General features: G+C 29.1%; 22 protein-coding genes. 5 read left to right on the forward strand and 17 right to left on the reverse strand.

Going from position 1 to position 19,416, the window contains the following annotated elements; all coding sequences use genetic code 11:
• Positions 1 to 84: 84 nt before the first annotated feature.
• Positions 85 to 432 carry a DUF6249 domain-containing protein gene (locus tag WAO74_RS07375; RefSeq protein WP_422160837.1) on the reverse strand — a complete coding sequence of 116 codons (348 nt, stop codon included), beginning with the start codon at positions 430 to 432 and terminating at the stop codon, positions 85 to 87.
• 171 nt (positions 433 to 603) lie between these two features.
• On the opposite strand from WAO74_RS07375, the gene WAO74_RS07380 reads away from it, so the two are divergent.
• The gene (locus WAO74_RS07380; protein ID WP_422160839.1) at positions 604 to 1,188 is read left to right on the forward strand and encodes an RNA polymerase sigma factor; all 585 of its coding nucleotides are present in this window, start codon (positions 604 to 606) and stop codon (positions 1,186 to 1,188) included.
• Positions 1,175 to 1,585 carry a hypothetical protein gene (locus WAO74_RS07385; protein ID WP_422160840.1) on the forward strand — a complete coding sequence of 137 codons (411 nt, stop codon included), beginning with the start codon at positions 1,175 to 1,177 and terminating at the stop codon, positions 1,583 to 1,585. The genes WAO74_RS07380 and WAO74_RS07385 overlap by 14 nt, the downstream gene beginning before the upstream one ends.
• On the opposite strand, the gene WAO74_RS07390 is transcribed toward WAO74_RS07385, so the two are convergent.
• The 10 genes from WAO74_RS07390 to htpG form a co-directional block, all read right to left on the reverse strand.
• Positions 1,582 to 2,208: a TMEM175 family protein gene (locus WAO74_RS07390; RefSeq protein WP_422160841.1), complete on the reverse strand. Its 627-nt coding sequence runs from the start codon at positions 2,206 to 2,208 to the stop codon at positions 1,582 to 1,584. The genes WAO74_RS07385 and WAO74_RS07390 overlap by 4 nt on opposite strands.
• A 4-nt stretch (positions 2,209 to 2,212) precedes the next feature.
• Complete coding sequence (locus WAO74_RS07395; RefSeq protein ID WP_422160843.1) at positions 2,213 to 3,388, reverse strand: nuclear transport factor 2 family protein; 1,176 nt, start codon at positions 3,386 to 3,388, stop codon at positions 2,213 to 2,215.
• Positions 3,389 to 3,457: 69 nt separating this feature from the next.
• Positions 3,458 to 3,973 carry a GNAT family N-acetyltransferase gene (locus WAO74_RS07400; RefSeq protein ID WP_422160844.1) on the reverse strand — a complete coding sequence of 172 codons (516 nt, stop codon included), beginning with the start codon at positions 3,971 to 3,973 and terminating at the stop codon, positions 3,458 to 3,460.
• Positions 3,974 to 3,979: 6 nt separating this feature from the next.
• Positions 3,980 to 4,867, reverse strand: coding sequence for a neutral zinc metallopeptidase (locus tag WAO74_RS07405; RefSeq protein WP_422160846.1), 888 nt, complete (start codon positions 4,865 to 4,867; stop codon positions 3,980 to 3,982).
• Positions 4,868 to 4,952: 85 nt separating this feature from the next.
• Complete coding sequence (locus WAO74_RS07410; RefSeq protein ID WP_422160848.1) at positions 4,953 to 5,966, reverse strand: transglutaminase domain-containing protein; 1,014 nt, start codon at positions 5,964 to 5,966, stop codon at positions 4,953 to 4,955.
• Positions 5,967 to 5,970: 4 nt separating this feature from the next.
• Positions 5,971 to 6,381 carry a carboxypeptidase-like regulatory domain-containing protein gene (locus WAO74_RS07415; RefSeq protein WP_422160849.1) on the reverse strand — a complete coding sequence of 137 codons (411 nt, stop codon included), beginning with the start codon at positions 6,379 to 6,381 and terminating at the stop codon, positions 5,971 to 5,973.
• 158 nt (positions 6,382 to 6,539) lie between these two features.
• Positions 6,540 to 7,775, reverse strand: a complete 1,236-nt coding sequence (locus tag WAO74_RS07420; protein ID WP_422160851.1) for a DEAD/DEAH box helicase — start codon at positions 7,773 to 7,775, stop codon at positions 6,540 to 6,542.
• Between the two features lie 41 nt (positions 7,776 to 7,816).
• Positions 7,817 to 8,104, reverse strand: coding sequence for an amidohydrolase family protein (locus WAO74_RS07425; protein WP_422160852.1), 288 nt, complete (start codon positions 8,102 to 8,104; stop codon positions 7,817 to 7,819).
• A gap of 90 nt (positions 8,105 to 8,194) precedes the next feature.
• Entirely contained in the window at positions 8,195 to 8,629 is a 435-nt protein-coding gene (locus tag WAO74_RS07430; RefSeq protein WP_422160853.1) for a hypothetical protein, read from the reverse strand.
• Positions 8,630 to 8,798: 169 nt separating this feature from the next.
• A complete protein-coding gene (gene htpG, locus WAO74_RS07435) occupies positions 8,799 to 10,706 on the reverse strand; it encodes a molecular chaperone HtpG (protein WP_422160855.1) in 1,908 nt (635 codons plus the stop codon).
• Positions 10,707 to 10,890: 184 nt separating this feature from the next.
• Here htpG and WAO74_RS07440 point away from each other — a divergent pair, with 184 nt between their 5' ends.
• Together WAO74_RS07440 and WAO74_RS07445 are read left to right on the forward strand one after the other, a co-directional pair.
• Positions 10,891 to 11,898 carry a 3-oxoacyl-ACP synthase III family protein gene (locus tag WAO74_RS07440; RefSeq protein ID WP_422160857.1) on the forward strand — a complete coding sequence of 336 codons (1,008 nt, stop codon included), beginning with the start codon at positions 10,891 to 10,893 and terminating at the stop codon, positions 11,896 to 11,898.
• 187 nt (positions 11,899 to 12,085) lie between these two features.
• The gene (locus WAO74_RS07445; RefSeq protein WP_422160859.1) at positions 12,086 to 12,901 is read left to right on the forward strand and encodes a GLPGLI family protein; all 816 of its coding nucleotides are present in this window, start codon (positions 12,086 to 12,088) and stop codon (positions 12,899 to 12,901) included.
• Positions 12,902 to 13,017: 116 nt separating this feature from the next.
• Here the strand turns inward: WAO74_RS07445 and WAO74_RS07450 are convergent, their stop codons facing one another.
• The gene (locus tag WAO74_RS07450) at positions 13,018 to 15,474 is read right to left on the reverse strand and encodes a TonB-dependent receptor domain-containing protein (protein WP_422160860.1); all 2,457 of its coding nucleotides are present in this window, start codon (positions 15,472 to 15,474) and stop codon (positions 13,018 to 13,020) included.
• Between the two features lie 94 nt (positions 15,475 to 15,568).
• Here WAO74_RS07450 and WAO74_RS07455 point away from each other — a divergent pair, with 94 nt between their 5' ends.
• Positions 15,569 to 15,931 (forward strand): CoA-binding protein, encoded by a 363-nt coding sequence (locus WAO74_RS07455; RefSeq protein WP_422160862.1) that lies wholly within the window; start codon positions 15,569 to 15,571, stop codon positions 15,929 to 15,931.
• Positions 15,932 to 16,094: 163 nt separating this feature from the next.
• On the opposite strand, the gene WAO74_RS07460 is transcribed toward WAO74_RS07455, so the two are convergent.
• From WAO74_RS07460 to WAO74_RS07480, 5 genes are read right to left on the reverse strand one after another with little or no spacing between them, the layout of a single operon-like run.
• A complete protein-coding gene (locus WAO74_RS07460; RefSeq protein WP_422160863.1) occupies positions 16,095 to 16,865 on the reverse strand; it encodes a LuxR C-terminal-related transcriptional regulator in 771 nt (256 codons plus the stop codon).
• Entirely contained in the window at positions 16,852 to 17,778 is a 927-nt protein-coding gene (locus WAO74_RS07465; RefSeq protein WP_422160865.1) for a ribonuclease Z, read from the reverse strand. Before WAO74_RS07465 ends, WAO74_RS07460 begins: the two co-directional genes overlap by 14 nt.
• Positions 17,775 to 18,107, reverse strand: coding sequence for a T9SS type A sorting domain-containing protein (locus tag WAO74_RS07470; RefSeq protein WP_422160867.1), 333 nt, complete (start codon positions 18,105 to 18,107; stop codon positions 17,775 to 17,777). The genes WAO74_RS07465 and WAO74_RS07470 overlap by 4 nt, the downstream gene beginning before the upstream one ends.
• 12 nt (positions 18,108 to 18,119) lie before the next feature.
• Positions 18,120 to 18,452, reverse strand: coding sequence for a hypothetical protein (locus tag WAO74_RS07475; protein ID WP_422160869.1), 333 nt, complete (start codon positions 18,450 to 18,452; stop codon positions 18,120 to 18,122).
• A 30-nt stretch (positions 18,453 to 18,482) separates the two neighbouring features.
• Positions 18,483 to 19,412, reverse strand: coding sequence for an aspartate carbamoyltransferase catalytic subunit (locus tag WAO74_RS07480; protein WP_422160871.1), 930 nt, complete (start codon positions 19,410 to 19,412; stop codon positions 18,483 to 18,485).
• Positions 19,413 to 19,416 lie beyond the last annotated feature (4 nt).

The following is a 19,416-nucleotide window of genomic DNA, read 5'->3' on the forward strand; positions in this document are numbered from 1 at the left end:
ATTGTTTAAAGATACAGACCTTTTTAAAAATAAAAAAACCACTTCAATAAAATGAAGTGGTTCGTTAAAAAAGTTTTTAATTATCTATTCATTATCTAACTTCTTAGTTAAGTTAAAGCCTACAAATAAACCTACACCTGCCATAAAGAAAATGGTTGCTGGGTAAACAGCATCACTATCTAAATTTGTGTATGTATCTAAAATTAATGCCATAAATACACCTAAGCCAATGCCCATTAATAAAAGCGATAAATTAAGTATAATTACTTTCCAAAAAGGAGCTGCGTTTTTTTGATTTCCTTTTACAAAAATACTCGCATCTGCACCTTTTTCAATTAAAGCCATTCTTTCTTTATTTCTTGTTGAGAAGTATAAATAAATGATTCCAAATAAAGTTCCAAAAATTACGATTAATACTGCTATTTCTTCCATTTTTAATATTTTAAGTTTTAAATTAAGTTTATTACAATTGTATTTGAAGCTTTGACGAAGGCTGTTTAAAAAAGGTTACAGAAAATTATAAAAAAAATTCATTTTTATATGTTCAAAAAAAAATGATTAGAAAAATGTAACCTTATTTTATATCTTACAGTCTAATGTAAAATGACTGATAAAAACGACCAACTAATTATAACTAAAGTCATCAATGGAGATACCAATTCATTTGCGTATCTTGTTGATAACTATAAGAATATGGTTTTTAGTTTGGCTTTTAAAATGACAAAGAATAGGGAGGAAGCAGAAGAAATAAGTCAAGATACATTTATTAAGGCGTTTAAGAATTTAAAAAAATTTAAAGGTGATTCTAAATTTTCGACTTGGTTGTATAGAATAGCATATCACACGAGTTTAGACAGCATCAAAAAAAATAAAAAGAGCAATAATACGTTCGAAATTAATGACATTACCTTTCATCAAATTAAATCTGTAGAAACTATTTTAGAAGGAATTGAAAGAAAAGAACGAGCAAAAATAATGGATGCTTGCTTAGCGAGATTAGCTGATGATGAACGCTCGATTATTTGGATGTTTTATTATGATGAGTTATCTTTAAAAGAAATTATAGACATAACAGATTTATCTGAAGCCAATATAAAAGTAAAATTACACAGAGCAAGAAAAAAATTATTGACGATTGTTGAAGAAAACGTTGAACCAGAAATGATAAATTATTATGGGCGAAAATAAATACATAAAAGAGTTAGATGCTTTTGCAAAAAAGTATGTAAAAGAAATTGAGCAGCAAAAACCATCTTTAGAATTTACAAGTTCTTTAATGGATAAACTTATTTTAGAAAAGAAAACAAGTGCTTTTAAAACTACAGAATTAATTTCTAAAAAAGGTTGGTTTGCAATTTTGCTATCCCTAATTGCTATTATTTTTATTCCTTTTAAATCATCAGAAGAAAGTTTTTTAAACTTACCAAAAGTAGATTTTTCATTTTTTGATAAATTTCAAATGCCAAATTTATTTGATTCAATTTCTATATCTAACATAGGTTTGTATGCTGTTTTCTTCTTTGGATTTATGTTAATTGCGCAAGTAATTTTCTTGAAAAAACATTTTGAAAACAGGTTTCACTAATATTTTAAATCGTATTTCTTGTGAAACTGTTTAGAATGTAAATAACATAAAGGACCTAAAAAACAATACACAAAGCCAGGAACACCAAAACGCAAACCAATTTGAAATCTTGCTAAAAGAAAAGAAAAAACACCAACTATAACAAATATAAAAAAGTGTCTTGCGTAAAAAAGCAGTTTAAAGTTTTTCCCATTTTTAGTATCTTTTTTAAATGCTCTAAGATAAAGTAGATGAATGCACAAAAAAATTAAAGAAAAACCAATGCTATACAATTGAAGAATATTAGAAAAAGTATCTATGCTAATTCTTTCTCCACCAATTCCTGTATTTAACAAAGATCTAATAGGAAAAATATAGAACAAAACAGTAAAAAGTAAAATCATATTTAAGGCAATAACCAAATTGTCTATATAATTTGTTCTCCTAAAAAAGTTATAATGTACTTTCCAAATTGCCATCATTACAAAAAAACTAATGGCAAAACTTATAAAGTTTGGGAGTTCATCTACAAATGAATTTACGTTTGTATTCGCTCCAATATTTACAACCATTAAAGTTGCAGCAAATGCAAATACACCATCGCTTACACTTTCTAATCTGTCTTTAGAATGAATGAATTTCATAATTTTACATAAAAGTTACATTTATAATTTCACCATCTTTTACCTCGTAAATGGCAACTGCTTTAAAAGTTCTACCATTTTTAGTTACCCGTTCATGATCTATAATTTTGTTTTTTTGCACAATTCTTTTTAAAATTTGGCAATGCAAGTCTGGTGTGTTTTCAAAAAGTGGAGTGTAAATTTCTCTCATTTTTTCAATGCCTTCATATCTAAAAGTATTCGGATAATTATACACTTTTACATCTTTTGAATAAGGTTTTAAAAAGGCTTCTATATCCCTATTATTGTAACCTTTTAATTGTTCTTCTGCCAAATATTCTGGAGAAACTTCTGCAACTAAGGCAATTTTTGAGCCATCAGAATTTACTGTAATTCTAGAAATATTGTTGATATTCTCATCAGAAAAACTAAAAAATAAACTCGGAATTTTATCTGTTAATGGATTAAATTGATAGATATCATTTCCATTAGGAATTAATAAAACACCATTTGGTAACCAAGTTACATCTTCAGTTTTGCCAACAGAAGTAATTATTTTAATTTCTTTAGTTTTAGGATTTAGGGATTTTAACAACCAATAATCAGTATTTTCTTTACTTATAAAACTCATCAATTCAGAATTTGGAATTTTATGCACAGAACGTCCTACATTTTTTGCAACAGTTGTGTTGGTTTTCTTTTTTAAATCAGACACAATTAAATGCAAACTATCATTTACAATCACAGAAGCAACTACCGTTTTTTCATCAAACCAAGCAGGATAAGCTACTTTTAAATCAGGAATGAGTTCTTCGTTTTTCCCAGAATTAAAATCATATTGATACAAACGTTGCAAACCATCAGTATCTAATCTTACAGCAGAAATGTCTTTAGAATTTGGAATTCTTTGTGGTGAATATTCTCCTCCATTTTCGGTGCCAGAAATAAAACGTTTGGCATCATCTTTTAAATGATAAAGAAAAATATCTGTATTTCCATTTCTGGAGGATGCAAAAATTACAGTATTTACATCATAGAAAAAGGGTTGACTATCATAATCTTTATTGTTAGAAATATTTTTACCATTTGCTAAACTATAATTTTCACCATCTTTAGTAATTTCAAAAACATGAACTTCAGTATTTACTTGACTAAAAATTGCTGAACTTAAAAAGAGAAAAATTAAAACGATCTGTTTCATATAAAGTTGATTTTATCAAAGATAACAAAAATCAAAAAACCTTCTAAGTTGCGAAAAGTATGAAGTTGGTTAAAACGCTAAATACAAAATATGATTTGGGTTGGAATGAGTTTCTGAAATCTTAAAATTAAAATCGCCTACTTTTTTAAAACCCATTTTTTTATAGAAAGAAATAGCTTTTTGGTTTTCTACCCAAACTGCTAACCAAAGCCCAGATTGCTTGTTTTCTTTGGCAAGTTTGCAATTAAAATCAAACAAAATCTTGCCCAAACCCAAACTGTAAAATTCCTTTAAAAAATACAACCTACTTAAATTGGTGCAATTTTTTGAGGCGATATTTTTATTTTCTTTATTGAATATTATTTTAGAGTAACCTGCAATTTTATCATCAACATAAAAAAGATAATATTGATTCTCAGCATCTGATAATTCTTTGATAAAATTAGTTTCATTAAAATTTTCCGCTAAATAACTATCAATATCTTTTTTAGGAGCAGAATGTCCATGTGCAGGTAAAAAAGTGTCAACACTTAATTTTGATAAAAGTTTTGCGTCTTTTAAACTTGCTTTTACAATTTTATGCATAAAAAATTATAAAGAATTCGCATTAAAAGTATCTCCTTTATTAATATCTCCAGTATCAAAACCTTTTTTAAACCAACGCATTCTTTGTGCAGAAGTTCCATGTGTAAAAGAATCTGGCACAACTCTGCCTGAAGATTGATTTTGCAAACGATCATCACCAATTGCAAAAGCTGCATTTAAGGCTTCTTGCAAATCACCATCGTCTAAAATAAGATTCATATTTTTAGAATGATGAGCCCAAACACCTGCTAAAAAATCGGCCTGCAATTCTAATTTTACAGAAAACTGATTGTATTCTGTTTGGCTTACTCGTCCTCGAAGTTGTTGCATTTTATCTGTTGTACCCATTAAATTCTGAATATGATGCCCAACTTCGTGCGCAATTACATAGGCTTGAGCAAAATCTCCAGGTGCATTTAATCGGGTTTCCATTTCTTGAAAAAAACTTAAATCGATGTACAATTTGCTATCTCCAGGACAATAAAAAGGACCAGTTGCACTAGATGCAGAACCACATGCAGAAGATACTGAATTGGTAAACAATACCAAAGTTGGCTCTTTATAATTGCTTAATAATTTATTCCAAACATTTTCTGTGCTTCTTAATACTTGATTGCTAAAATCTGCAAGTTCATTTTCTTTGGCAGTTCCTTTATAAGGTTGTGAATTTTGTACACTATTTGTTGGAGATCCTGTTAAAAATTGAAGCGGATTCATGCCAGTGAAATACATAATTCCAACAACTACAGCTACAATTATTAAACCTTTTTTAGAAGTAACTAACTTTAGCAATAAACCTATTAACATTGGGTTTAAACCACCTCCAGATCTTCCTGAAGACATGCCTCTTCTGTCATCTACATTAGAGCTTCTTTGTGTATTTCTCCACTTCATAAGTATGCATTTAAATTAGGTTTTAAAATTACGTTTTATTTTCAATCTGCAAGAACGCAAAAATAATAAAAAGATGTTTTTTAGATTAAAGTGCTTTTTTTATCAAAAAAGTATAGGTGCAAATTATTTGGTTATTGTAGCATAAATGAACATCATAAAAACCTCTATTTGCGAAAGTATATTGTAAAGTAAGTGTTTTATCAACCAAATTTATTTCTGGTTTTTTGATGTTTTCATTGTCACCATTAGAAAAAATGAACTTTATTTTATTGATGTCAATCTTCTCTTTTAGTTGATATGTGAATGTAAAAGAATCATTTTGAATAATTTCATGATGCATTTTTGCAGGTGCTACATGTTCTTTTAAAATGTTGTATGCTTCTGCATAGAGCAAAGGCATTTCAGAAAATTCTTTTAAAGAATAGGTTTTATTATTTAGTAAAGCATATTTTTCTTCTATAGGATAATGATTGAGAAAAAATATTTTTGGGTCTGTTAAAAAATAACCATCATTATATTCAAAAACAAATTTACCTTGTTCAGGATAGGAAATTCCTGCAGACCAAGTTGGGTCGCACAAATACCATTTGTTATTGATTTTTACAACATTCCAAGTGTGGTTTGGTTCTATTAAATCCTCAACATTCACATCACTGGTTCTGCCAAAACCATTTACCATTTTAGCCTCTATATTAATAATTCCGCACATTTCTTTAAATAAATAAGCATAACCAGTGCAGATAGTGCTTCTGTTTTTTAGAAGCTTTTTAAAAAGTAGTTTTTTAAAATCAGAATTCCATTCGTTTAAACGAATGGAATCGTTGATAAACTTATTTCTTTTTCTACTGTTTTTGGCATACAATCTGTAATCGTTTGCAATGTTGTTACAAATCCAAAGATAAATTGCACGCACTTTTTCAACCTCTGTTTCTAAATTTTCGGTAAGAGTAATTGCGGTTTTATGAATGTCTAATAATCCTTTACTTTTGAATGATTTCGCTATGTAATCTGCTTTTTTAAAATCAATTGTAGTAAAATCAGATTGTTGTGCAAAACAGAAATTTGTGAAAATTAGGACTAAAAAACACCATTTTTGCATTTTACTATTCCTGTTTTTTATTCTTAGAAGAATATCGTTTGTTGCTGTTTAAAGCGCCTAACATTTCATTATCATCTTCTAATAAAAGAATATTTATAAAATCAGAATCTTTATTAATTTCTATTGATTTTTTTACATATCCTAAATAAGAAAAAACCAAAACATCACCTATTTTAAGTTTTTTTGGAAATGTGAATTCTCCTTTTTTATTGGAAGTTGCAAAAACTTTTGTTCCTTTTAAATTGATATTTGCACCATTTAATATTTCTGTTTCTGTTGCAGTTTTGCCTTTTACAATTCCTTTTACTTCAATTTCTTGTGCTTGAAAAGATTCAGAAAATAAGAAGATGAATACAAATAAACCAAACAATATAACTGTTGATTTTTTAAATGTAATTTTTTTAATAGTTTTCATAATAGTATGTTTTTAAATTCACAGTAAACTTACAATGAGATGAACGTTTTAAAAAGTGATAATGAGTAACTAGTTCTTTTTTAGAGGTTAAAGTTACTTTTTATTTAGGGAATTTAAAAACAAGAATTGTTAAATTAAAAGACTTTCTGTTACGAAAACTAATACCAGCGCTTTTTGTTCTTCTTAGAAGCATCCGATTTTCTTCCTTTTTTATTTTTGCTAACGGTGTTTGGTTGCTGTTTTGTATGCTTAGGTTTGTTGATAATATAAGGATGATCTTCAATCACTTTTATTGGTCTTTCAATTAAAGTTTCAATCGTTTTAATGTAACCATTTTCATCTGGTGAACAAAAAGAAAAAGCAATTCCAGACTTTCCTGCTCTACCTGTTCTGCCAATTCTATGAACATACGTTTCTGGTATATTTGGAATATCAAAATTAATAATTGCATCTACATTGGTAATATCAATACCTCTTGCAGCAACATCAGTAGCAATTAAAATAGTTGCTTTTTTGTCTTTAAAATCTTCAATAGCTTTATTTCGTATTACTTGCGATTTATCTCCATGAATACTGGTTGCTTTATAACCGTTTTTTTGCAAAGATTCTTCTAGTTTATCAACGCCAAATTTGGTACGTCTAAAAATGATAATTCTTCCATTAATTGTATTTCTTAATAAGTGTAAACACAAATCTGTTTTGTTCTTTTTGGGAAGATAATACAATAACTGACCAATATTTTTTGCAGTCGTTTGCTCAGGATTTATTTCAACTTTCACTGCATTTTTAATCACAGATTGGGCTAACTCATCAATCTTTTCAGGAATGGTTGCAGAAAAAAGTAAGGTTTGTTTTTTCTTAGGACAAAGTTTTTCAATCTTTTTTACATCCGTAATAAAACCCATATCTAGCATTAAATCTGCTTCGTCTAACACAAAAATTTCGATGTTACTTAAATCGATATTTCCCTGCATTTGCAAATCGATTAATCTACCAGGAGTTGCCACCAAAATATCGATTCCTTTTTCTAAAATATCTTTTTGTGGTTCTAAAGAAACACCACCAAAAACGGCTGTAGTTCTTAAATTAGTATACTTGCTATAGCTTTTAAAATTTTCTAAAATCTGAATTGCTAACTCACGAGTTGGAGTTACAATTAATGCTTTAATTGTTTTTTCGCCTTTTTCTGCATCTTGTTTCTCCAACAATAACTCTATAATTGGCAATGCAAAAGCAGCTGTTTTTCCTGTACCAGTTTGTGCAGAAACTATTACATTTTTCTTTGCCAAAACCAAAGGAATTGTTTGCTCTTGCACCAAAGTTGGTGTGTGAAAACGTTCTTCAGAAACTGCTTTTAAGATGGATTTGTTTAGTGGTAATTCAGAAAACTGCATGTAGATTTTTTTACAAAGGTAGTTTAAATACCAATGATTTATTACTTTAAAGCATTTACATCAATCTTATATAATTCAGCTGCATTTTTCCAAAGAATGAGTTCTTTTTTATCATCTGGTAAATCTAATTGATCCATAAATTTCAAGTAAGATTTCATATTAGAAATAGGCCAATCTGTGCCATATAATAAGTATTTTGGATTTCCTGCATAAGTAATCATTTCTTCGATTTCCTTTTTCATGTAACGTTCGAATTTGTATGAAAAATCGCCTAAAAACAAACCAGAAATATCTGCGTATACATTTTTGTTTTTGTAAACAACTTCCATACAGTCTTTAATTTAAGGGTTTCCAACATGACAAATTACAATCTTTAAATCTGGGTAATCTACAGCCAAATCATCAATATGTAAAGGATGCTAATATTTCACTTTTCCATTGGGTGCATACGTATCTACAGAATTAAACATTACAGGAACATCATATTCAATTGCCATTTCATAAACGAGTTTAAACCGAATATTATTCGGATAAAAGGGTTCGTAACCAGGATAAAATTTTAGCGCTTTTATATAACCTTCTGCCAAATATTTACTAATTTCTATGACATCTTTATAGTTGTAATGTAAATAACTAATCCCTGCAACAACACCTAAATTTTTATATCCTTTTACAGCTTCCACAACTTGTTTTGTGCTTGGTCTATGTTCGTTTACCTTGTAAGATGATAAAATAAGCGCGTAATCTACATTATTGTCTTTCATTGTGTTAGATAGTAAATCTAAACTTTCTGTAATAGAGCTTACTTTATCTTCGTGATAATTATTAAGATGTGTATGTACGTCTATAATCATAATTTGAATATTGATTTTTTTCTATACTCCCAAATTTACGTTTTTAAACTAAAAAAACCTTTTTGTTTTCACAAAAAGGTTTATAATTTATATGTCTTTGCGAGGCACGAAGCACTCTATTAATTTAAACTAACAAATTATTTCGCTATCGCTCGTAATGACTTTGTATCTACTTAATCAACTCATAACTTCTTTTAATAAAGCTAGTTAAAGCTTCACCATGCAATAGATTTTGAGATAACTTAGCCAAATCGAAAGCTTGAGAAATTAAGCCTTTTTGCTTGTCTGCATCTGCATTTAAAATTTCAGAAACTAATGTACTGTTTGTGTTTACTACTAAATTATACATGTCTGGAAAATTACCCATTCCCATCATTCCTCCACCTCCAGAAGCTTGCATTTCTTTCATTCTACGCATAAATTCTGGTACCGTAATTATAAAAGGAGAAGCAGCAGAATCCATAGCCTCTAATTGAACTGTGTAATTAGAATCGCCAATGTTGGTTTCTAAAATCGGTTTTAGTTTTTCTTTTTCATCATCAGATAATTTAGAGATAACAGTATCTTCTTTTTTAATTAAATTGTCAATAAAATCAGCATCAACTCTTGTAAATCTCACTTTTTCATCTCCACCTTCTAATTTTTGCATTAAATGCGAAATAATTGGAGAATCTAACACTAAAACTTCATAACCTTTTGCAGTTGCATCTTGTATGTAACTGTGTTGCGCTTCTTTATTAGAAGTATATAAAATTACATGATTGCCATCTTTATCAGTTTGATTGTCTTTCGTTTTTTCAATCAATTCATCAAAAGTAAAATAAGAATCTGCAACTGTTGGATATAGCGCAAACTTTTTAGCTTTGTCAAAAAATTTATCTTCAGACAACATTCCATACTCAATAATTACTTTAATATCGTTCCATTTTTTCTCAAAATCTTCGCGATTATTTTTAAATAATGATGATAATTTGTCAGCTACTTTTTTAGTGATATAACCAGATATCTTTTTCACTGCTCCATCTGCTTGCAAATAAGAACGAGAAACGTTTAATGGGATGTCTGGAGAATCAATAACCCCTTTTAACATTTGTAAAAAGTCTGGTACAATTCCCTCAACATTATCAGTTACATACACTTGATTTTGATACACTTGAATTTTATCCTTTTGCATATCCATAGAAGAACTCAACTTAGGGAAAAATAAAATTCCTGTTAAGTTAAAAGGATAATCTACGTTTAAGTGGATGTGGAATAAAGATTCCTCAAATTGCATTGGATACAATTCTCTGTAAAAATTAGTGTAATCTTCATCAGTTAAATCTGCTGGTGCTTTTGTCCAAGCAGGGTTTGTATTGTTGATGATATTATCTACCTCAATTTGTTTGTGAGGTTCTTTGGTTTCCTTACCATCTTTATCTTTGGTAGTTTTCGGCGTAAAATCTGGGTCGTTTACTTTTTTAGTTCCTAATTTAATAGGCACTTGGTTAAAACGATTGTATTTGTTTAATAAACCTTTAATTTTACTTTCTTCCAAAAACTCTTTAGAATCGTCTGCTATGTGTAAAACAATTTCTGTACCTCTGTCAGATTTATTATGCTCTTCCAAAGTATATTCTGGAGAACCATCACAAGACCAATGAGCAGCAGGTTCATCTTTAAAAGATTTTGTAAAAATATCTACTTTTTCTGCAACCATAAAAGCAGAATAAAAACCTAACCCAAAGTGACCAATTACTCCTGTATCATTTTTATCATCTTTATATTTTTCTAAAAACTCTTCAGCTCCAGAAAATGCAATTTGGTTGATGTATTTTTCAACCTCTTCCATGGTCATTCCTAAACCTTGGTCTTTAATCGTAATTGTTTTCGCTTTTTTATCAACGCTAACTTCAATTTTTGCATCACCCAATTCAGTTTTTGCTTCGCCAATAGAAATAAGGTGTTTCAATTTGGTAGTTGCATCTGTTCCGTTAGAAATTAGTTCACGTAAAAAAATTTCGTGATCTGAATACAAGAATTTTTTAATCAGAGGAAAAATATTTTCTACTGATACATTGATATTTCCTTTACTCATAATTTTATATTTATTTTGATTAACTTTAATATTTAATTGTTACTTGTCAAAAAAAATACCAAAGATTATATTATGACAAGATGACAGTTAAAAATTCAAAAAAGTATAAATAGTTTATAAATTGAAAATTTACTATTTTTGTTATCTACAAAAAACAGATAATTAAATTATAGCCCAATAAATTATGTATAATTCAAAAATCACTGGTTTAGGATATTATGTTCCAGAAAATGTTGTTACCAATAATGACCTTAAAGCTTTTATGGATACATCAGATGAATGGATTCAAGAAAGAACAGGTATTAAAGAACGCAGATGGATAGATCCAAAAACAGATGATAATACATCTTCTATGGGCGCAAAAGCTGCTAGAATTGCTATTGAAAGAGCTGGTTTAACAAAAGATGATATCGATTTTATTGTGTTCGCAACTTTAAGTCCAGATATGTATTTTCCTGGAGGTGGAGTTCGCGTGCAAGATATGCTTGGAATGCCAACTATTGGTGCTTTAGATGTTAGAAACCAATGTTCAGGTTTTATTTATGCAATGTCTGTTGCAGACCAGTTTATAAAAACAGGCATGTATAAAAATATTTTGGTGATCGGTTCTGAAAATCATTCTGGAGGATTAGAGCGTTCAACCAGAGGTAGAGGAGTAACCGTAATTTTTGGAGATGGAGCAGGAGCTGCAATTTTATCTAGAAGTGAAGAAAAAGGGAAAGGAATTTTGTCATCGCATTTGCATTCTGAAGGAAGCCATGCAAGAGAATTAATGTTGGATGGACCAAGTACAGGAAGATGGGTTCCAGAAATTTTGGCAGAAAATGATCCTGAAGATCAATCATATTTTCCATATATGAATGGGCAATTTGTTTTTAAACATGCAGTAGTTCGTTTTTCTGAAGCTATTGTCGAAGGTTTAGAAGCAAACAATCTACAAAAAGAAGACATAGATATGTTAATACCTCATCAAGCAAATTTAAGAATTGCTCAGTTTATACAAAAGAAATTCAAATTATCTGATGATAAAGTGCATAACAATATTATAAAATATGGTAACACAACAGCTGCCTCTGTAATTATAGCGCTAACAGAAGCATGGGAAATGGGTAAAATAAAAGATAATGATTTGGTTGTTTTGGCGGCTTTTGGTAGCGGTTTTACTTGGGGAAGTGTTGTTATAAGATGGTAGTATTAAAATAAATTTATAGAAAAAAGACCTGTGAAAACAGGTCTTTTTTTTGATTTAATAGTTTATTAAAAGGTGTCTGGAATAATTGCTAATTCTTAATTCACTTAAAGTATTGTTAAAATATTGGTGAAATAGTAAAAATTGTTTATTATTTTTATATGTTTGTTAAACAAAAATCAACCAAATTATGAAATCATTTATCTTCAAATCTGTTTTATCTGTATTTATTATTTTACTTGCATTGAATACAAATGCGCAAAAAATTAGTGGAAAAGCAACTTATATTTCTAAAACAAAAATGGATTTAGGTAGTTGGGGAGCAAGAATGAGTGAAGGCCAGAAAAAAGAAATGGCGGCTCGTCTTCAAAATAGATTAGAGAAAACCTACATACTAAGCTTTAATAATAAAGAATCCGTTTTTTTAGAAGAGGAGAAAATTGATGCCATTTCTGGAGCAACAGATTCTTGGGGAGGCTATTTTTCGAGAGGAGATCATTATAAAAATATTCAAGATACTAAATTGCTTCAAAGTCAAGAATTTTATGGAAAGCGTTTTTTAATTAAAGACAATTTGTATAAAATAGACTGGACTATGGGTACTGAAACTAAGAAAATTGGAGATTATACTTGTTATAGAGCAAAAGCTTTTGTGCCTTATAGTGAGCTAAATTGGTATAACTTTTCTTGGAGCGATTTAAGTTCTATTTCAGAAGGAGAAGATAAAAAAACAGAAGAAAAAATGATTGTTGTAGATGCTTGGTATACTCCACAAATACCTACAGCTCAAGGACCTGCTGAATTTTGGGGTTTACCTGGGTTAATTTTAGAAGTGAGTGCAGATAACACAACTTTGTTATGCACAGAAATAGTAATTAATAAAGAAGAAAAAGTTAACATCGAAGCTCCAGATAAAGGAACAGAAATTAATAAAATTGATTATGTTTCAACAGTTCGTAAAAAAATGGTAGAAATGAGAAATAATAGAATGGGTAGAAGAGGTTAATTCACCTTCCTAAACTTTTATTTTCACTGAAAAATATCCCCCTTTTATTTTTAAAAAAAACCTCAAACCCTTTTAATGGTTTGAGGTTTTTTAAATGTCTTTAATTAAGCTAAGTCTTAAAAGAAACCACCACTATCATCTTTTTCTCTATCATCTCTTTGTCTTCTAGATTTTGCTTTATTTTTCCCTCCACCAAAATTATAATTAAATCCTATAAAAGAGGTTCTACTTTCCCATTGAAAACGTCCATTTTGTACAAACGGATTTTCTGAATTAAAGGCAAATTTCATTCCTTGAAAAATATCATTTACTCTAAAGTTTATGGTTCCTTTTCCTTCTAAAACTGTCCAACTTGCACCTAAATTTACCATCCACATATTTTCTACATCCCATTGAATATCTTTTTGTGGACCTCTATACATAGAGAATAATTGAAATTTTAGATTTTTTGAGGCAGTAAAACTATTGCTTATGCGTGCATTAAAAACATTGTTTTGAACCGTTAATTGAGTAGGATTTGTACCTGTATTGTTAATGTTTCCAAATTGTTCTTGCGAATAATAATCCATGCTAGAATTCACTCTCCACCAATTATTCATTTTAAAGTTTGCAGAAAATTCTACACCAAAAGCATCTGTATCACTAAAATTAGTGAACGATAATATTTGCCCAACTTCTGGATTTGCTGGATCTCTATTTGTAATTCTAGAAATTACATCAGAAATTTTTCTGTAAAAAGTACCTACAGTTATGTTACCTCCTTTTATTTGACGCGTGTAATTTAACTCAAAAGAGTTTGTAAATTGAGGTCTTAAATCTGGCTCACCAATAGAAATAATTAATGGAGTACTCCATTCTCTAATAGGATTTATTTGCTGAATACTTGGTCTGTCTACTCTTCTGCTATAACTAAATTGATATTGATTTTTTTCTGATGCAGAATACGTAAAAAATGCTGAAGGATACACTGTAAAAATTTTATCTGTAACAGGATCTGGGTTTTGACCATCTCTATTAAAGATTCCTTCTACTTCAAAATTTTCAATTCTAGCACCCAATTGCATGGTTAACTTTTCAAATGTTTTTCCATAATTAATGTATCCAGAATAAATTCTTCTTTCGAAATTAAAGTTAGAATTCCCAATTAATTCTGCACCATTAATGTTGTTATTTGCATCAAAAGTATAAATTTCTTGATCTGTAATATTGGTGTTTTTAGTTTCGTCTGTTCTGTATTCTAGTCCAAGTTCTAACTTTGTAGTTTCTGAAATAGGATTTGTATAATCTAAATTGATGAGTGTATTGCTTCTATCAGTACCAATATCATTTATGTAGTTAAACACCTTATAATCAAAATCTGATGGTTGTTGTAAAGTGTTTAGGTTCTCCAAATCTGAAGTTCCATCTGTGTTAGAATACGTAGCTTCAAACTCTAAATTATGTCCCTTTTTTTCAAAATCAACTTTATAGTTTATGTTGTAAGTTCCTGTTGGAGAATTACTTTTTTGAATATTTGGAGCGTTAATAAGTTCATTTCCATTTACATCAGAAATAACAGCGCTACCATTTCCTAAACCTGTAAACCAATTTTGATTTGTATATACAGATAATGTGTTTTTATCATTTAAATAAAAATCTGCTCCAATTTTAATTAAGTTAGATCTATTGTCATTTACAAAGGTGAAATCTTGCAAATTTACTCCTGGTCTTTCCACAAAACCATAATTATAATTGTCTCCACTATTATGCCCATAATTCAAGAAAAAATTCACTTTTCCTGTTTTATAATTCATATTTGTAGAAGCATTGTAACGAACATAATGCCCAGCTGTCACACCAGTATCTAAAGAGCCATTAAAGCCCATGTTTGCATTTTTGTTTAAAATGATGTTGATAATTCCACTCATTCCTTCTGGATTGTATTTTGCTGAAGGATTGGTAATTAACTCAATACTTTTTATGGATGTAGAAGGTATTTGTTTTAGCAATTGTGCCACAGGAATATTTGTGGGTCTTCCATCAACTAAAACTCTAACATTACTATTACCTCTCAGGCTTAATTCACCTGTTTGACTGTCAACAGTTACAGATTGCACATTGTTTAATAATTCTGATGCAGTTGTGCCAGCAGAAGTTAAATCTTTACCTACATTAATTACTTTTCTATCTACTTTTTGCACTACCGAAGAAGTTTCTGCTCTAACAACAACTTCATCAAGTGAATCGCTATTTTCTTCTAAAGGAATTATTCCAAAATCTACTTCTTTAGTATCTTTTGTAATTTCAATTTCTTTGGAAAAGGTTTTATATCCTATAAATTGAACTTCTACCAAGCTTTTTCCATTAGGTAATTCTTTAATGGCAAAAAGTCCGTTTTCGTCTGTAATACCTCCTGTAATCAGTTTTTTCGTCAATTCTCTAACAACAATATTTACATAAGGCAAAGGTTGATTTGTAGTTTTGTCTATTACTTTTCCAGTAATAGAACCAGGTTTTGGAAGTGCATTTTTAGGTAATTGGGCATAAGAACTAATACATGCAATTAGCATGCAAAATAGGATTGCTTTTCTCATTTTGGTTGATTTTCTTTTTGATTGATTACTTTATAGACGCCTCATTAACTATCTTTGTTACTGTATTAACATTGTTTAACGTATTCTTAACACTATGAAAAATCTAACTTTGGTCATAGGAGCTTCTTTAAATCCTAACAGATATTCTAACATCGCCATTAAAAGATTAAGAGATAAAAAGTTGCCTGTTTTAGCATTAGGATTAAAAAAAGGCAAAGTTTTAGATGTTTCTATTGATGATGAAAAGCAGGATTATTCAAATATTGATACTGTTACATTATACTTAAATCCAAAAAGGCAAGAAGAATATTATAATTATATTATAGGTTTAAAACCTAAAAGAGTAATATTTAATCCAGGAACAGAAAATATGGAATTTGTAAAAGTACTAAAGGAGAATAATATCGAATCTGAAATTGCTTGTACTTTGGTATTACTTTCTACAAATCAATATTAAAAAGAAAATTGGACTGGAAAGTTAACAACATTTTTTCTTTTTCAAAATTTCTTAATTTCTGAATTTTTTATAAAAATTCAGAAAAATCCAATCCAATTAACTGAGTTTGGTTTTGTCAAAATTAAAACTCTTTAAGAAAATACAAAATACTCATAATGAGTATTTATAATAGTTTTGGATTGTTTTTAAAATAACTAATCAGTTCAAAAGTAGAATCGATATCTATTTTCTTTAAAATATTTCTTCTGTGTGTATTTACAGTGTGAATACTAATGTTAAGTTTTTCTGCAATAGCTTCACTCGTGTTTTTAGTAATAATTAATCTAATAATATCTCGTTCTCTATTGCTAATAAGATCTAATAATTTAGAGTTGGATACATTTTGATAAAATAAAGTTTCATACTCATTTTTATGATTTAAATATTTAGCACTTGCACAAATATCCATAGCTAAATCGCCATTTAAAACAGTATAGTGTGCCATGCCTATAATAGGTTTTTTAGCATCATCAAATTGCAGTGGTGTGGTGTTTTGAATGATATTTACGTATTTTCCACTCGAATTTTTAATACGATAATTCCAAGTGTAACTCATTCTTTTACGTTGCTCATCGTTTAATTCTGTCATGGTAAACGTCATTAAATTATTCAAACTTTTTAACCAAAGTTTTATGTCTTCAGGATGAAAAAGAGACCAAAAATAATCCATTCCACCTTTCATCATCTTTTCATAAGACAATCCTGTACACGCAGTAAAATTCTTACTTACAAATTCGAAATTTTGATTAACAGTATTCGTAATACAGTAAAATGTAGAGTTATAAGGATAAAAATAATCTAATTCAACTAGTTTTTTAATGTGTTCCTCTATTTCTACTTTTGGGTAGGTGTCAAAAATTTTATTGTAAATCGCATTTATTTTAATCTTTTGCATTTATTTTAAATGTTTTTCCAGGTTCCGCTAATTCTGTGTTTTCAAAAATTTCTTGTGCTTCTTTTCGAAACAATGAAATATCTTTATATCTGCCAGAATAATGTCCAATAACAAGTTGATTTACATTTGCATCTTTTGCAATTTGTGCAGCTTCTTTTGAGGTTGAATGTTTTGTTTTTTTTGCTAAATCTTTTTTATCGTCTAAAAAAGTGGCTTCATGATATAGTAAATCAGCATTTTTTATTAAAGGAATAATATCTGGTTTGTATTTGGTATCACTGCAAAAAGCATAGCTTAAAAGCTTTTTTGAAGGCAGTGTTAATTCTGAATTTGGCACAACTTCTCCAGTTGATAAAACAATATCTTTTCCAGCCTTAATGTTTAAGTAATCTGCTTTGTCTATTTCTTCGTAATTACTAATATTATCTAAGTGTAATTTTTTCGATTTTTCTTTTTCTGTAAATAAATATCCATTTGTATAAACTCTGTGATTTAAAGGAATTGTTCTTACAGAAATATTTTTATCTTCAAAAATAAGTTCGCTTTCTGTAGATGATAACTCGTGAAAAATAATAGGATATTTGGCATGGCTTTGAGATATTTTTAGTTGCAATAAGGTAACTTCTTTAATCCCTTCTGGACCATAAACATGCAATTCTTTTTCTCTGCTTAAAATACCATAAGTGGACAATAAACCAACCAAACCGTAAAAATGATCTCCATGCAAATGCGAAATAAAAATATGGTTTATTTTAGAAAAACCAACTTTGTACTTTCTCATTTGACGCTGAGTGCCTTCTCCACAATCTATTAAAAAGTGTCGATTATTTATTTCTAAAAATTGCGATGTTGGGTATGCGTTTACACGTGGAGTTGCTGAATGACAACCTAAAATAGTTAGGTTTAAACTCATTTAATTACAAAACGTTTTGAGATACTATTTTTTTCGCTTTGTATAGAATAAATATAAATTCCTGTAGCTAAATTACCTTTGGAAAAAGGAATTGTATTGTTACCAAGAGTAGCTTTCAAGTTTTCTGTATGCAAAGTTTTACCTAAAATATTTTTAACCGTAAAAATAATTTGGGAATTACTAACTGCATTAAAAGTAATTTTGGTTTCGTTAGAAAATGGATTTGGAGCCGCTGACAGTTTTTCTATTGATATCTCTACTGATTTTTCTTGAGAAAAACCGACTACAGAAAAAAGTAAAAACAAGGTAAAAAGTATTTTTTTTATCATTTTATGGGGGTATTAAAATCCTAATTCTCTTTCTATTGCTTCCATTTCTAGAATATCTTCAGCTTCTATTAAAGTTGGAACAATATTGAAATCTTCAGGAAAATTATCAACATTTACATTGCTTTTTATAATTACAAAGGACGTGCCATTTTGTTGTTTACGATGCGCAATACTCAAAAATAGTAAAAAATCTTCTGTATTTGGGTTAATTTTTTCAGAAATTTCTAGTACCAAATGTTCATTTTTAAATTCTTTCTCTTTTTGTAAAAATGATTCATAAAATTCTCTGAATGAATTTTCATCGGAAGAAATAAGTGTAAATGTATCTTTTTTAGTAATTTTCATGTTAAATCACTTCTAACAAAAGTATCGATTTTATCTTTTAATTTGTTGAGCCAGCAAATAGATAACTGCCATTCTTACAGCAACTCCGTTTTCTACTTGGTTCAAAATAATTGATTGATCAGAATCTGCAACTTCGCTTGTAATCTCTACACCTCTGTTTATTGGTCCTGGATGCATAATTACAATTTTCTTGCCAAGGTTGTCTAAAATTTCTTTATTAATGCCAAAAAGCTGTGTGTATTCTCTAGTTGATGGAAAATATTTTATGTCCATTCTTTCATGTTGTACTCTTAAAACATTGGCTACATCACACCATTCTAAAGCTTTCTTTAAGTTGGTTTCTACTTCAACTCCTAAACTTGTAATGTATCTTGGAATTAAAGTTGTTGGGCCACAAACTTTTACTTGAGCACCTTGTAATTGCAATGCAAATATGTTAGATAGCGCAACTCTAGAGTGCAAAATATCACCTACAATAACTATCTTTTTGCCTTTAACAGAACCTAGTTTTTCTCTAATAGAATACGAGTCTAAAAGGGCTTGTGTTGGGTGTTCGTGAGTGCCATCACCAGCATTTATAATTTTTGCGTTTACATGTTTTGATAAAAAAACACCTGCACCAACATTTCCATGACGCATGACAACAATATCTACTTTCATAGATAAAATATTGTTCACAGTATCTATTAAAGTTTCTCCTTTTTTTACAGATGATTGACTTGCGGAAAAGTTAATTACGTCTGCAGAAAGTCTTTTTTCTGCGAGTTCAAAAGAAAGTTTTGTTCTTGTGCTGTTTTCGAAAAATAGATTCGCAATAGTAATATCTCTTAAAGAAGGCACTTTTTTAATAGGTCTATTAATTACTTCTTTAAAACCATCTGCAGTTTTAAAAATGATATCAATATCATTCGCATTCAAATATTTGATACCTAGTAAATGTTCTACGCTTAATTTCTGCATTTAT

This window comes from Polaribacter sp., assembly GCF_049276715.1.
Lineage (GTDB): Bacteria > Bacteroidota > Bacteroidia > Flavobacteriales > Flavobacteriaceae > Polaribacter.

Coding starts and splice junctions, on each gene's coding strand:
- WAO74_RS07375 (WP_422160837.1), bottom strand. CDS start 432: ATGGAAGAAATAGCAGTATTAATCGTAATTTTTGGAACTTTATTTGGA.
- WAO74_RS07380 (WP_422160839.1), top strand. CDS start 604: ATGACTGATAAAAACGACCAACTAATTATAACTAAAGTCATCAATGGA.
- WAO74_RS07385 (WP_422160840.1), top strand. CDS start 1,175: ATGGGCGAAAATAAATACATAAAAGAGTTAGATGCTTTTGCAAAAAAG.
- WAO74_RS07390 (WP_422160841.1), bottom strand. CDS start 2,208: ATGAAATTCATTCATTCTAAAGACAGATTAGAAAGTGTAAGCGATGGT.
- WAO74_RS07395 (WP_422160843.1), bottom strand. CDS start 3,388: ATGAAACAGATCGTTTTAATTTTTCTCTTTTTAAGTTCAGCAATTTTT.
- WAO74_RS07400 (WP_422160844.1), bottom strand. CDS start 3,973: ATGCATAAAATTGTAAAAGCAAGTTTAAAAGACGCAAAACTTTTATCA.
- WAO74_RS07405 (WP_422160846.1), bottom strand. CDS start 4,867: ATGAAGTGGAGAAATACACAAAGAAGCTCTAATGTAGATGACAGAAGA.
- WAO74_RS07410 (WP_422160848.1), bottom strand. CDS start 5,966: ATGCAAAAATGGTGTTTTTTAGTCCTAATTTTCACAAATTTCTGTTTT.
- WAO74_RS07415 (WP_422160849.1), bottom strand. CDS start 6,381: ATGAAAACTATTAAAAAAATTACATTTAAAAAATCAACAGTTATATTG.
- WAO74_RS07420 (WP_422160851.1), bottom strand. CDS start 7,775: ATGCAGTTTTCTGAATTACCACTAAACAAATCCATCTTAAAAGCAGTT.
- WAO74_RS07425 (WP_422160852.1), bottom strand. CDS start 8,104: ATGGAAGTTGTTTACAAAAACAAAAATGTATACGCAGATATTTCTGGT.
- WAO74_RS07430 (WP_422160853.1), bottom strand. CDS start 8,629: ATGATTATAGACGTACATACACATCTTAATAATTATCACGAAGATAAA.
- htpG (WP_422160855.1), bottom strand. CDS start 10,706: ATGAGTAAAGGAAATATCAATGTATCAGTAGAAAATATTTTTCCTCTG.
- WAO74_RS07440 (WP_422160857.1), top strand. CDS start 10,891: ATGTATAATTCAAAAATCACTGGTTTAGGATATTATGTTCCAGAAAAT.
- WAO74_RS07445 (WP_422160859.1), top strand. CDS start 12,086: ATGAAATCATTTATCTTCAAATCTGTTTTATCTGTATTTATTATTTTA.
- WAO74_RS07450 (WP_422160860.1), bottom strand. CDS start 15,474: ATGAGAAAAGCAATCCTATTTTGCATGCTAATTGCATGTATTAGTTCT.
- WAO74_RS07455 (WP_422160862.1), top strand. CDS start 15,569: ATGAAAAATCTAACTTTGGTCATAGGAGCTTCTTTAAATCCTAACAGA.
- WAO74_RS07460 (WP_422160863.1), bottom strand. CDS start 16,865: ATGCAAAAGATTAAAATAAATGCGATTTACAATAAAATTTTTGACACC.
- WAO74_RS07465 (WP_422160865.1), bottom strand. CDS start 17,778: ATGAGTTTAAACCTAACTATTTTAGGTTGTCATTCAGCAACTCCACGT.
- WAO74_RS07470 (WP_422160867.1), bottom strand. CDS start 18,107: ATGATAAAAAAAATACTTTTTACCTTGTTTTTACTTTTTTCTGTAGTC.
- WAO74_RS07475 (WP_422160869.1), bottom strand. CDS start 18,452: ATGAAAATTACTAAAAAAGATACATTTACACTTATTTCTTCCGATGAA.
- WAO74_RS07480 (WP_422160871.1), bottom strand. CDS start 19,412: ATGCAGAAATTAAGCGTAGAACATTTACTAGGTATCAAATATTTGAAT.